The organism is Sphingobium terrigena, assembly GCF_003591655.1.
GTDB classification, from domain to species: domain Bacteria; phylum Pseudomonadota; class Alphaproteobacteria; order Sphingomonadales; family Sphingomonadaceae; genus Sphingobium; species Sphingobium terrigena.
Genome location: NZ_QVRA01000018.1, coordinates 13464 through 25356, shown reverse-complemented (window position 1 = coordinate 25356; position 11893 = coordinate 13464). Strand labels below are relative to the sequence as shown.

Below are 11893 nucleotides of genomic sequence, written 5' to 3'. Positions count from 1 at the left end.
CTTTCTCTCGTCAGTTGCGCAGCGGCTTGCCGGTCGCAAGCATGTGCTTCACGCGGGCCACTGTCCCCGGCGTCCCGCACAGGGCGATGAACGCGCGCTTTTCCATCGCGGTAATCTCGTCCTCGCCGACCGGCTTCAGCGGATCGGCGCTGACACCGCCCGTCAGGGTGTCGATCAGGGCAATGCCCACGACCCGATCATGCGCTGTGGCGCGACCGGCTATCACCTCGCTATCCAGCAGGTTGCGGATGGCGGGCGCTCCCGATAGACCGGCCAACGCGATCTTCGGCCTTTCCGGAGCCGAGTAGCCGGGCACGAGATCCAACGCCTTCCGCTTCGCATCGGCGAGCAGTCGGTCCCGGTTCATGGTGATACCGTCGGTTACCCTCAGCAAACCGAGATTGCGCGCCTCGAAGGCGCTCCCGGAGACCCTGGCCGATGCGATCAGATTGAAGGCGGCGATCGCGGGCGCCACAGGGCCGTGCGGTGCGGCTGTCAGTGCGTACTGCCTGATCAACATCTCCTTGCAGCCGCCCCAGCCGGGGACGACGCCGATCTTCGTCTCGACGAGACCGATCGACGCCTCGGCATGCGCCTGGATTGCACTGCAATGGAGCAGGATCTCGCAGCCGCCGCCGAACGCCATCCCCGCGAGTGCGCCGACGACCGGGAACGGGGCATATTTGATCGCCCTGAAGGTAGCGTGACCCCGATCGATGAAGGCATTGCCAGATGGGCCGCGATGCCGGAACCCATAACGCCCGCGCCGATCACGGCGGCTTCGGCAATCACCCTCATCACGCCGCTTCCAGGACCATAGCGATGCCTTGTCCTCCCCCGATGCACTGGGTGGCCAGCCCATAACGTCCGCCATCGCGCTTCAGTACGCTCGACGCCTTGCCCACCAGACGCGCGCCCGTGGCGCCGAGCGGATGACCGAGCGCGATGGCACCGCCATCCCGGTTGAGACTGGCCGGATCGATCCCGAGATCGCGACAGCAGGCGAGGACCTGCGCGGCGAAGGCCTCGTTCATCTCCACAACGTCGAGGTCAGCCACGGAGATGCCGGCTCGCTTCAAGGCCTTTCGGCTCGCCTCGACAGGTCCGATGCCCATGATCTCTGGAGCACAACCCGTAATCGCGTAACCCGCCACACGCGCTAGCGGATCGAGCCCGTGCCGCCTGACGAAGTCAGCGGAGCAGACGAGCGTCGCGGAGGCGCCGTCGGTGAGCGGGGACGAGTTGCCAGCGGTAACGGAGCCGTCGACCTTGAACGCCGTCTTCAATCCGGCAAGCTTCTCCGCATCCGTTTCCCGCGGACAACCATCGGAAGGGATATCGCCGACCGGGGATATCTCGGCAGCCAGCCTGCCGTCCGCCCGCGCCGCCAGCGCTTTTTTTTGGCTTTCGAGCGAATAGGCATCCTGCTCCTCGCGGGAAAGGCAGTAGCGTTCCGCCAGGGTCTCCGCGGTCAGACCCATGTTGAGGAAGACGAGCCGCTGAGCATCCGTCCAACCGGGGTTGGGTTGAGGATTGAAACCCATCATCGGTACGCGGCTCATGGATTCGACACCGCCGGCGATGAAGGCGTCGCCAGCTCCCATGGCGATCGCGCCGGCGGCCATCTGGATGGCCTGCATGGAAGAGCCGCACCAGCGGTTGACCGTTGAGCCGCCGACCGATTGCGGCAGGCCGGCGGTCAGCGCGGCGCAGCGAGCGATGTTGAGCCCCTGCTCACCTTCCGGAAAAGCACAGCCGAGATTGACGTCCTCGATCTCGTCGGCCGGGAATCCCGCTCGGGCTACGAGCGCCGCGATGACGCTGGCAGCGAGATCGTCGGGTCGGACCGGGGCGAGCGCACCCCTGTAGGCCGGAGCGAACGGCGTGCGCAGATAATCGACGATATAGGCTTCGGCCATTCCGGTCTTCCTTGATGTGTTAGTTATCGACCGTCAGATCGGGGGCATTCTCGCGCCGTTGATGGCATAGGCATGGAGGACAGTTGAGCGAAGTAAGCTGCGAGATCATCAACGGGCGGTCCATCATCAGACTCGACACTCGGATTTCCCCTTGAAATTCAGACCGCCCGTTAAGAAGCGCCCGATCGAACCTAGAACCGGTAAGTTACTCCGACGCTGGTCAGGACCGGGTCGATGTCCAAACGGGTCCGGACAGGCGCTCCACCCAGTGAACCGGTGGCGTGCGTGGAGAAGGGAACGTATCGAACGTCGGCGTTCAGCATCCATTCTGCGCCAAGCTCATACCGAACACCCACCTGAGCCGCAGGCGCCCAACTGTCGTCAATGCTGAAATTAGCCAAAGCCCTGTCACGCGCATTCAGAAAGATGATCCGTCCGACCCCCACTCCCAGATAGGGATGAACCTTGCCAAGATTGTTGAAATGGTACTGGGCCGACAAGATGATGGGTCCATAGTTGACTTTGGCCACTGTTCCGAGCGGCTCAAGCGAACCGGCGCCGTCAATTTGCGCGGTCGGTGGTACGCCGAGAAACAAATTTCCGGCAATATTGGGCGTGACGAAATATCCGATATCAGCGGTCACCGTCGTTGCGTCTCCGATCCTCACATTCGAGCCGGGGACATGCCCTCCCGCCAAGGTGATGTCGGGCGCATTCTCACTCACCAAGACCCGGGTTGCATTCACACTTACTGCCCACCGCTTGAAATCTCCCGAGTCCTGGGCCCACGCAGGTTGAGGGGAGGCACTCAAGACGGCGAGAGCGGCGGTGTATTGCGCAAGCCTTGTATAGGTATGTGCTGCATTTTTTCTCATGAAATTATCCTCCCTATGTGCCGCCACTATTCTGGATCGGCATTTTTTGATGGATCTATACGGTTCCAACTGTCGTCCTATTTCTGCGACGAGTTAGCGGGCTGCCTCCATGTCGGTGCTGAGTGCGAGTTTCGTTTTCCCAAGAATGAGCTCGGCAGCTCTTTCCGCAATCATCATCGTCGGGGCGTTGGTGTTTCCGGCGACCAGCGTCGGCATCACCGAGGCGTCGACGACGCGAAGACCTTGCACGCCACGCACCCGGAGAGACGGATCGACGACCGACTGAGGGTCTCGTCCCATCCGGCATGTTCCCACAGGATGATAGATCGTCTCCGCTCGCCGACGGATATCCGCCACGATATCCGCCTTGCTCTGGACCGCTGGCCCAGGGACCAGTTCGGTTTTCGAGAAGGCCGCCATTGACGGCGCCGACAGAATTTGCCGGCCGATCTTCACCGCCGCGACCATGGTCTCGATGTCTTCGGGGGCAGAGAGATAGCTTGGATCGATCAGCGGATCGTCGAGCGGGTTGGGGCTTGTGAGCCCGATGCGGCCCCGACTCTTGGGGAGAAGATCGCAGACATGCAATGTATAGCCATACCCGAACGCAATTTCGCGCCCATGGTCCTTCAAAAGCGTGGGGAGAAAATGAAACTGTAGATTCGGCCGACTCCGCGAAGGTGTGCTTTTGACGAAGCCGCCCGCCTCGGCGACGTTGCTCGTTAAGAAGCCCTTTCGGAGGAAAGCGTAAGAAAACGCTCCGGACAGCGCACGCGGGATGAATGACGGTGCGATGCCGATCGGTGTATGGTCGTTCGCCTCATGCATGATTGTGATATCGAGGTGATCCTGAAGATTCTTTCCGACTGCCGGAAGGTCGACGACCACCGGAATACCGAATGCGTTCAGCTCGGCTGCGTCGCCGATACCGGAAAGCAGCAGTAGTTGCGGGGAATTGACGGCGCCGCCCGAAAGAATGACCTCACCCTCCCTGGTTCGCACATCGACGAGTTTGCCCCCCACGGCATAGGTCACGCCGACCGCTTTGCGGTCCTCCAGAATGATCCGGGTAGCCCGCGCGCCCGTGACTATCCGTAGATTGGGCCGGCCCTTGGCTTTGGAAAGAAAGGCGCGCGCGGAACTCCAGCGCCGGCCTTTGTGCTGGGTGACCTGGTACAGGCCGACGCCGTCCTGCGTCTCCCCGTTGAAATCGACGGCACGCGGAAACTGGGCCTGTTGTCCAGCCTCGACGAAGGCATCGCTCAAGGGGTTGCGGGTTCGCAGGTCACTGACGTGAAGCTCACCGTCGCCGCCATGAAACGCGTCGGTTCCAAATCTTTCGTTGGACTCCATTGCTCTGAATAGCGGCAGTACATTATCATAAGACCAGATCGGATCGGCTGCCTCGCCCCACGAATCATAGTCATCCCGGTGCCCGCGAATATAGACCATCGCATTGATCGAACTCGATCCGCCAAGGGTTTTGCCGCGCGGCCAAAACAGCCGTCGACCGCCAAGATTGGCTTGTGGCTGTGTTTCGAATGCCCAATTGAGAGTCTTGCTCTTTGCCAGCAGCGCTATCCCGATGGGCATGTGAATCAGCGGGCTGCGGTCGGACGGGCCCGCCTCAAGCAGACAGACCCGCGTCCTGGGATTGGCCGACAACCGCTCCGCCAACAAGCATCCGGCAGATCCCGCTCCAACAATAATATAGTCAAACATCCTGATCTCCAGACGGCAGCTACCGACGCCGCTCTCTTGTTTCTCGATTCAACCCAAAAAGCGGACGATTAGATTGATCAGCTTCTTTACGGCCGGGGTGTACGGCGGGAATAGAAGGCGCAGGACAGAGAATTTGTCTCTCAGAACCGCACGTTCATGGGAGAAGGCTTTGAAGCCGTAGAATCCGTGTGCCGTGCCGATACCGCTGTTGTTCACACCGCCAAACGGCAGGTTGGGATGCAAGAATTGGACGACATTGTTGTTCACGCAGACGCCACCTGAGCTGGTACTCAGTATGATATCCTCGCGAACGGCGGCGTCGTTGCTGAAGACATAGATGGCAAGCGGCTTTGGACCCGCGTTGATCGCATCGACAACGACGCTGATGTCATCATACTCGATGATCGGAAGAACCGGACCGAATATTTCTTCCTGGGAAATCGCCATCTGCGGCGTCGTCCCGCCGAGTATGGTCGGCGAGAAATAGTTCTGGCCTGGATCTCGGTCTCCGCCTTCCAGGACGGTCGCGCCGCGCGATGTGGCGTCATCGGCCAAGGCAGTCAGGCGCTCGAAATGCCGCCGGTTCACGATTCGGCAATAGTCCGGCCCGTTTTTCTGCTGGCCGTCCGTTTGCCCGTAGACCCGCCTGATCTCGAGCCGCAGCGCATCAATCAGCGCCGGGGCCTGGTCTCGAGCGACATAGACATGATCCGGAGCGATGCAGGTCTGGCCGTTATTGGCGAACTTGCCCCAGACGATCTTGCGAGCGGCTTGCTCGATATTCGCGGTCGAATCGACGATGGTCGGGGACTTGCCCCCGAGTTCAAGCGTCACGGATGTTAAATGTTTCGCCGCGGCCGCCATCACGATCTTGCCGACCTGGGGACTGCCCGTGAAGAAGATATGGTCGAAGGGCAGATCCAGCAAGGCCTGCGAAACCTGGACGTCGCCCTCGCAGACGGCGACTAGATCCCGGGGGAAGGTTTGCTCGACGATGTCCCTGATCAGGGCGGACGTCGCCGGCGTCAGTTCGGAAGGCTTGATGATGGCGGTGTTTCCGGCCGCAAGCGCGGACACCAGCGGCCCGAAACTGAGATTCACCGGATAGTTCCACGGGGAAATTATCAGGCAGACGCCCTTGGCCTGATAGCGGACCTCGGCCGCGATTCCGAACATCCCCAAAGAGCCGTGAACCCGGTGCGGTCTCAGCCAGGATCGGAGGTGGCGCCGGGCATGCGATATTTCCTGATAGACCGGGAACAGTTCGGTCAGACGCACCTCGGATTCTGGCTTCCTGAAATCCGTGTAGAGAGCTCGGATAATCTCGTCTTCCCGGGTCTTCATCGTTGCCTTTAGTCGCGACAACATAACCAGTCGCGCTTTTAGCGTGAATTTCGTCCTGTTCTCTACGGCCGATCGGCGGTGCGATGAGAACAGGGAATCGATCTCGCCGTCGGGATGAATCGGTGCCGCGGTTGTCGCGGTGACTGCATGAACGTTCACTCGGCCCTCCTCAAGGAATCCGCAAGGTTGCAAAGCGGGAAGACAAGCGTCCGCTCGAATGGGTCACCGATAAAGGTCATAATCTTCCTTGGTCGCGCCGCAGTCCGGGCAGTACCAATCGGCGGGCACATCTGCCCAACGGGTGCCAGGTGCCACGCCCGTATCGGGATCACCGAGGGCCTCATCGTAGATATGGCCGCAGGTCACGCAGTGCCATTTCGCGAACGGCACGGTTTCGACGGCACCTGACGGTTCCGCCTCCTGGTCGCCCTTGGTCATCGTTCGGCTCCGGAACCAGATTGAGGCCCCGCCTCTTCTCCGACCTCGCCCGAGTCCAGAGGGATGAAATCGGCTTTGTCGCGCACTGCGCAATCGGGACAGGCCCAATCCTCGGGGATTTGCGCCCAAGACGTATTGGGCGGGAATCCCTCGTGGGCCTCACCCCTAAGTTCATCGTAGATGTAGCTGCAATCGGGACACTGATACCGCGCCATGGCGCCTTGTTCCTTTTGTCGACTTGAGTTTTTAAAAACCTTCGGGACAGGCCGCTGACGAGGATGCGATCGCGCGGCACGCCCTTTTCAGGACGCCATCGCGGCCCGCGACTGCCGGCCGAGGAGACTCGGAACGAGCTCCTCGGCTAGTCGCCAAGGCAGGCGACTATTCGGCGGCCGCCCGCGTCGGCCGGTGTGAAGCAGCACCAAACTTGCGTTCGATCTTCTTCCTGCGCGCGCCGTCGATCTGAATCTTGCCAAGATCGCCGTCAGCCCATCCCACGACGCGGCGGTCCATGACAGATCGGAACACAGGCGGAATCAGCGCCATGAAGAACATGCCGGGGTAGCCGCTCGGCAACTCCGGCAGGCCCTCGAAGTCCCGGAGCGACTGATAGCTGCGGGTCGGGTGGGCGTGGTGATCGGAGTGCCTTTGGAGATGGAACAGGATCAGATTGGAGGCGATGTGATTGCTGTTCCAGGAATGCCGGGGCTGGGCGCGTTCATAACGTCCGTCCGCCATTTTTTCGCGCAACAACCCATAGTGCTCGATGTAGTTAGCGCTGGTCAGCTGCCACCATCCAAAGGCGATCTGGATAGGCAAGAACACCAGCAGCTTGGGGTCGGGTCCGAACGCCAGCAACAGGGACGTGTAAAGGACGATTGTAATCAGCAGCGGCGGGATGATTTCGTTGTCCAGGCTCCAGACACCCTTGTTCAAGCGCTCCAGCCGCACCTTTTCCAGATTCCAGGCGCGCTTGAAGGCGCCCGGAATTTCGCGCAGCGAAAATTTATAGATGCTTTCACCCATCCTGGACGTAGCGGGATCTTCGGGGGTCGCAACGTCGCGATGGTGGCCTTTATTGTGCTCGATGAAGAAGTGGCCGTAGCCGACCACGGCCAGAACGATCTTGGCCATCCAGCGGTCAAAGGCTTCCTTCTTGTGTCCCAATTCATGGCCGGTGTTCAGAGCCAGGCCGTTGACGATGCCCAGAGACAGCGCAAGCGCGACAACTTCCCACCAGGCCATCGGCTTGGTCACCACCCACCATGCCGAGACGATGAGTGAGGCATAATGCACTGGGACGGTAAGATAGGTTAGAACTCGATAATACCGATCCGCCTCGAGACGGGCCACGGCCGCCTCCGGGGGGTTATTCGGATCATTTCCAAACAAGACGTCCAGCGCCGGGATGACGGCATACCAGACGACCAGCGTAAAGGCGTAAAACACACTCCACCCGGTCACGCTGACAAGGTAGAGGCCAATCAGCGGCGCCGCTGGCCAGACGACCGACAACATCCATAGATAGCGCTTCCTGTCGACATAGCGATCAGGCGCGGTATAGGGAGACGGATCTCGTGCGATGGTGCTCATCAGGTACTCTCCTCATCTCAATGAAGACACACTTCACTGGACTTATTAAATCGGCTCTCATTGCCCGTTCCCACCAAATTGGATTCATCAAGGTCACGGAACAACCCCACTAAAGTGTGGTTTTAGCCGGGCGCCTCTAAAATCCTGCAGCCTTTAACCGCGTGAGGCGATTCACTGCCACCGGCGAGAGCGGGAGGCAGCGATGGTACAGCACGGTTTCTTCGATGTGGATGAGCGGCTTGCGGCATTGTCGGCGGCGGGCGACCCGCTGGACCGACTGAGTGCGGTGGTAGACTTCGAGCTGTTCCGGCCGGTGCTGGATGCGGCCCTTGCGCGGTCGGATCGCAGCACGAACGGTGCCTCGCCCTGTGACGCCCAACCCGTCAAAACCTCTGTGCAGAGGTACTAGCGGACTACCTGTTCTCGGGGCGCCGTGCAGCCGGTGCGCTACAGTAACGCACCGGCTGAAACAGTGAACGGAGACGCCGGTTTAGTGCTGCGATTGCGGGGTGCGCACGACCAAGCCTTCGAGATCGCCGGACACGGTGATCTGACACGCCAACCGCGACGCGGCGGTGACACCCTCGACCATCTCCAACATCGAGCGCTCGGCCTCGCCGATTTCTGGCAGTTTTCCCGCCAGCGGACCCTCGATGTAGCAGTGGCAGGTCGCGCAGGCGCAGGCGCCACCGCAGTCGCCGTCGATGCCGGGCACTAAGTTGTCGACCGCCGACCGCATCAGCGACTGGCCGTTTTCGGCATCAACGCTGCGCTCGGTTCCGTTGAATTCGATGAAAGTGATCTTGGTCACGTTGTAACCCTTTTAGTGTTGATCCGCATCATGCGGAAATTCGAAAAAATTGGGGATGCGGCACTCGGCCGCGCATGAAATCATACCGCCAGCGCCTTTGCTTCGATGCTGTCGTCACCCAACTGCTGCGGCGACGGCGCCTTGCGGTCCCAGATCCAGCGCTTGGCCAGGGTGAACTCGGCCGGCCGGTTGACGGCGTCGACAGCCAGTAGCCGCCCGTCCTTTAGGTAGAACGCCGCAAACGAGCGCATCGCCATGTTGCCCCGGATCACGACCTGGTCGTAGCCCTGACTCAGACCGGCGGTCTGCAGCTTGAGCTCGTACTGATCGGACCAGAACCACGGCACCTGGTCGTACGCCAGCGGTTTACCGCAGATGTCAGCCGCCGCCGTTTTGGCCTGCTCCAGAGCGTTGTGCACGGATTCAAGACGCAAGCGCCGACCGTACAGGCGGCTCGGATGGTTGCTGCAGTCGCCGACCGCATAGACCCCCGATGCCGACGCCCGGCAGAACGCGTCGACGACGATGCCGTTGTCGCAGTCGATCCCGGCCGCCTGCGCCAGCTCGACGTTTGGCAGCAGGCCGACACCGGCGACGACCAGATCGGCCTCGATCCGGTCACCCGCCGTCGACACCACCACCGCCTTGCCGTCCCGGTCCTCGATCGCGCTGGCCGCGACACCGGTGCGCAGATCCACACCAGCACCGCGATGAACGTTTTCGAAGAAGCCAGCGACCTCCGGGCTGGCGACGCGCGCCAGCACCATCGGCGCCATTTCCAGGACGACCGGCCGCAGCCCGTGCTTGATCGCGACTGCCGCCACCTCCAGACCGATGTAACCGGCGCCGACGATGACGATGCACGCGCCCGGAACGAAGCGGGGACGCATCGCGTCGACATCGGCGATCGTGCGCAGATAGTGCACGGCCGGGTGATCCGCGCCCGGACACGGCAACGGCCGCGGCCGGCCGCCGGTAGCCAGGATCATATGATCGTACGTCAGTTGCCCTCCGTCCGACAGCGTCAGGCTACGGCGCCCGGCGTCGAGGCCGGTCACCTCGATGCCCAGACGCACATCGACTCCCGCGCCCTCGTAGAAGGCGGACGGCCGCATCAGCAGGCGCTCGCGCGGCAACTCGCCGGCGAGGTAGGCCTTGGACAGCGGCGGCCGCTGGTACGGCAGGCTCTGTTCGGCCGTGACGAGGGTGATGTCCCCGTCAAAGCCACCCTGCCGCAGGCTGGCCACCGCCTGCCCACCGGCGTGCCCGCCGCCGACGATCACGACGTTCGCGCTCATTGCGTCGATCGCTCAGGCATTGATCCGGACCGGCAGCGCCTCGAAGCCCTTGACGAAGGTCGAGAAAACCCGGCGCGGCTCGCCCACGACCTCGATCTGCCCGGGCTTCGGCCATCGCTTGAGCGTTTCCTCCCACAGCACGCGCAACTGCATCTCCGCGAGGCGATTGCCGACACAGCGATGGATGCCGAAGCCGAACGACAGGTGATGACGCGGATTGGCACGGTCGATGATGAACCGGTCGGCGTTCTCGATCTCGTCGCCGTCACGGTTGCCCGAGACGTACCACATCACAACCTTATCGCCCTTCTTGATCTGCTTGCCGCCGAGTTCGAAGTCTTCCAGCGCCGTGCGGCGCATGTGCGCCAGCGGCGTCTGCCAGCGGATGATTTCCGATACCATCGACGGAATCAGTGTCGGGTCCGCGCACAACTTGCGGTATTCCTCCGGATTCTCATTGAGCGCGAGCAGGCCACCGCTCATCGAGTTGCGGGTGGTGTCGTTGCCGCCGACGATCAGCAGCACCATGTTGCCCATGAACTCTTCCGGGCTCATGTTGCGGGTGTTTTCCGAGTGCGCCAGCATCGACAGCAGATCGGGCTGCGGATCAGAGTTCGCACGCTCGTTGAACAGCTTGGTCATATAGGCGCCGCACTCTTGGATCTCCTTGATGCGCTGCTCTTCGGTCTCGACCCCGCAGGTGCCGAGTTCGCAAGTCGTGACGTCTGACCAGTGCGTCAGCTTGGTGCGATCCTCGAACGGGAATCCGAACAGCGTCGCCAGCATCTGCGCGGTCAGGTTGATCGAGACGCGCTCGACCCAGTTGAAGGTCTCACCGGCCGGCAGCGCATCGAGTGCATTCTGGGTGCGCTGACGGATCAGGCCTTCGAGCTTGGCGAGGTTTTCCGGCGCGACGATCGGGGTCACCGTCTTGCGCTGCACGTCATGCTTGGGCGGATCCATCGCGATGAACATCGGCAGCGACGCCGCCGCATTGTTGTCCATGATCGTGATGCCGCCGGAGCGGGACGCGGACGAGAACACCTTGTGGTTGGTTTCCACGCTCATGATGTCCTTGAACCTGGTGACCGACCAGTACGGCCCGTACTGGCTGTCATTGCAGTAGTGAACCGGATCTTCCTTGCGCAAGCGCTCGAAGTAGGGCCACATCATGTTGTCGCGGAACAGCGCCGGATCGGCGACGTTGATCCTGTCCAGCGGAATCGAATATGCATCGGCGCGATCGGCGGTCGCAGCAGCCTGAGTCATCTCCTGGTCTCCTTCTGAGTCATCTCTAGTCTCCTAGTCTTCTTTTTGGGCGCAGCGGCGGGCTTCGATACCAGCAAGGTGCTGGCGCCGGTTCGGTGGACGGATTTCATGCGATGGTGCTCATCCGGCGTTCTCCTCATCCCATTGGAAGACACATTCACTGTGTTCTAAAATCAGTTCTAATTGACAGTCCTCAGCGAATGGGGTTCGGCAAGGCACGGAACAACCCCACTAAAGTGTGGTTTTCAACCCCTCCCCTTCAGGCCCCCTTATGCTTGGAGCAGGCTCGCAGGCGCGGCGGGTGCTTTGACATCCCGCGCGAGGCGCTCGGTTTGGGCGAGAGGGCTTCTATGAGCCGATCGGACGCGCATGGGGTGATCTTTGGCGCGGGCCACGCCGGGGGAAACGGTCGCCGCCCTGCTTCGTCAATATTGGTTTGAGGGAGCCGTAACGCTGGTCGGCGAGGAACTCATCGCGCCTTATCATCGCCCGCCGCTGTCCAAAGCGTGGCTCCGGAACGGTCCCGGCGCCGCATCGCTCCGCTTGAAGCCGGTGGAATTCTACGCCGGACACGGCATTGGCCTCCGACCTGGTGTTCGCGCGGAAAAGCTGACGCGTCAAACC

General features: G+C 61.5%; 11 protein-coding genes and 1 pseudogene. 1 reads left to right on the top strand and 11 read right to left on the bottom strand.

Translation table 11 applies throughout. The features are described from left to right. Positions 1 to 10 precede the first annotated feature (10 nt). The 8 genes from D0Z70_RS17090 to D0Z70_RS17055 all read right to left on the bottom strand — a co-directional run bounded on the left by D0Z70_RS17090 (position 11) and on the right by D0Z70_RS17055 (position 7891). Positions 11 to 862 carry an enoyl-CoA hydratase/isomerase family protein gene (locus D0Z70_RS17090; RefSeq protein WP_200887632.1) on the bottom strand — a complete coding sequence of 284 codons (852 nt, stop codon included), beginning with the start codon at positions 860 to 862 and terminating at the stop codon, positions 11 to 13. Next, positions 798 to 1919 carry a thiolase family protein gene (locus D0Z70_RS17085; protein ID WP_119748557.1) on the bottom strand — a complete coding sequence of 374 codons (1122 nt, stop codon included), beginning with the start codon at positions 1917 to 1919 and terminating at the stop codon, positions 798 to 800. Before D0Z70_RS17085 ends, D0Z70_RS17090 begins: the two co-directional genes overlap by 65 nt. 191 nt (positions 1920 to 2110) lie before the next feature. Beyond that, entirely contained in the window at positions 2111 to 2794 is a 684-nt protein-coding gene (locus D0Z70_RS17080; RefSeq protein WP_043154047.1) for an OmpW/AlkL family protein, read from the bottom strand. Positions 2795 to 2887: 93 nt separating this feature from the next. Continuing rightward, complete coding sequence (locus tag D0Z70_RS17075) at positions 2888 to 4516, bottom strand: GMC family oxidoreductase (RefSeq protein WP_025549961.1); 1629 nt, start codon at positions 4514 to 4516, stop codon at positions 2888 to 2890. 48 nt (positions 4517 to 4564) lie between these two features. Continuing rightward, on the bottom strand, positions 4565 to 6019 hold the full coding sequence (locus D0Z70_RS17070; protein ID WP_025549962.1) for an aldehyde dehydrogenase family protein: 1455 nt from the start codon (positions 6017 to 6019) through the stop codon (positions 4565 to 4567). A 63-nt stretch (positions 6020 to 6082) separates the two neighbouring features. Then, positions 6083 to 6298, bottom strand: a complete 216-nt coding sequence (locus D0Z70_RS17065; protein WP_025549963.1) for a rubredoxin — start codon at positions 6296 to 6298, stop codon at positions 6083 to 6085. Continuing rightward, entirely contained in the window at positions 6295 to 6513 is a 219-nt protein-coding gene (locus tag D0Z70_RS17060; RefSeq protein ID WP_119748555.1) for a rubredoxin, read from the bottom strand. The genes D0Z70_RS17065 and D0Z70_RS17060 overlap by 4 nt, the downstream gene beginning before the upstream one ends. Positions 6514 to 6679: 166 nt before the next feature. Beyond that, positions 6680 to 7891 carry an alkane 1-monooxygenase gene (locus D0Z70_RS17055; RefSeq protein WP_119748553.1) on the bottom strand — a complete coding sequence of 404 codons (1212 nt, stop codon included), beginning with the start codon at positions 7889 to 7891 and terminating at the stop codon, positions 6680 to 6682. Positions 7892 to 8093: 202 nt separating this feature from the next. Between D0Z70_RS17055 and D0Z70_RS17050 the strand changes: the two are divergent. Further along, a pseudogene (locus tag D0Z70_RS17050) lies at positions 8094 to 8264 on the top strand (IS5/IS1182 family transposase); the annotation flags it as partial. Between the two features lie 117 nt (positions 8265 to 8381). On the opposite strand, the gene D0Z70_RS17045 reads toward D0Z70_RS17050, so the two are convergent. The 3 genes from D0Z70_RS17045 to D0Z70_RS17035 form a co-directional block, all read right to left on the bottom strand. Beyond that, positions 8382 to 8702, bottom strand: a complete 321-nt coding sequence (locus D0Z70_RS17045; RefSeq protein WP_025549965.1) for a 2Fe-2S iron-sulfur cluster-binding protein — start codon at positions 8700 to 8702, stop codon at positions 8382 to 8384. Between the two features lie 80 nt (positions 8703 to 8782). Further along, the gene (locus D0Z70_RS17040) at positions 8783 to 10000 is read right to left on the bottom strand and encodes an NAD(P)/FAD-dependent oxidoreductase (protein WP_119748551.1); all 1218 of its coding nucleotides are present in this window, start codon (positions 9998 to 10000) and stop codon (positions 8783 to 8785) included. Positions 10001 to 10012: 12 nt separating this feature from the next. Further along, positions 10013 to 11269: a cytochrome P450 gene (locus D0Z70_RS17035; RefSeq protein WP_025549967.1), complete on the bottom strand. Its 1257-nt coding sequence runs from the start codon at positions 11267 to 11269 to the stop codon at positions 10013 to 10015. Between the last annotated feature and the right edge of the window lie 624 nt (positions 11270 to 11893).

What these genes read in the sequence shown, in the direction of transcription:
- D0Z70_RS17090 (WP_200887632.1), bottom strand. Translation starts at nt 862, where the DNA reads ATGGGCTGGCCACCCAGTGCATCGGGGGAGGACAAGGCATCGCTATGG.
- D0Z70_RS17085 (WP_119748557.1), bottom strand. Translation starts at nt 1,919, where the DNA reads ATGGCCGAAGCCTATATCGTCGATTATCTGCGCACGCCGTTCGCTCCG.
- D0Z70_RS17080 (WP_043154047.1), bottom strand. Translation starts at nt 2,794, where the DNA reads ATGAGAAAAAATGCAGCACATACCTATACAAGGCTTGCGCAATACACC.
- D0Z70_RS17075 (WP_025549961.1), bottom strand. Translation starts at nt 4,516, where the DNA reads ATGTTTGACTATATTATTGTTGGAGCGGGATCTGCCGGATGCTTGTTG.
- D0Z70_RS17065 (WP_025549963.1), bottom strand. Translation starts at nt 6,298, where the DNA reads ATGACCAAGGGCGACCAGGAGGCGGAACCGTCAGGTGCCGTCGAAACC.
- D0Z70_RS17060 (WP_119748555.1), bottom strand. Translation starts at nt 6,513, where the DNA reads ATGGCGCGGTATCAGTGTCCCGATTGCAGCTACATCTACGATGAACTT.
- D0Z70_RS17055 (WP_119748553.1), bottom strand. Translation starts at nt 7,891, where the DNA reads ATGAGCACCATCGCACGAGATCCGTCTCCCTATACCGCGCCTGATCGC.
- D0Z70_RS17040 (WP_119748551.1), bottom strand. Translation starts at nt 10,000, where the DNA reads ATGAGCGCGAACGTCGTGATCGTCGGCGGCGGGCACGCCGGTGGGCAG.
- D0Z70_RS17035 (WP_025549967.1), bottom strand. Translation starts at nt 11,269, where the DNA reads ATGACTCAGGCTGCTGCGACCGCCGATCGCGCCGATGCATATTCGATT.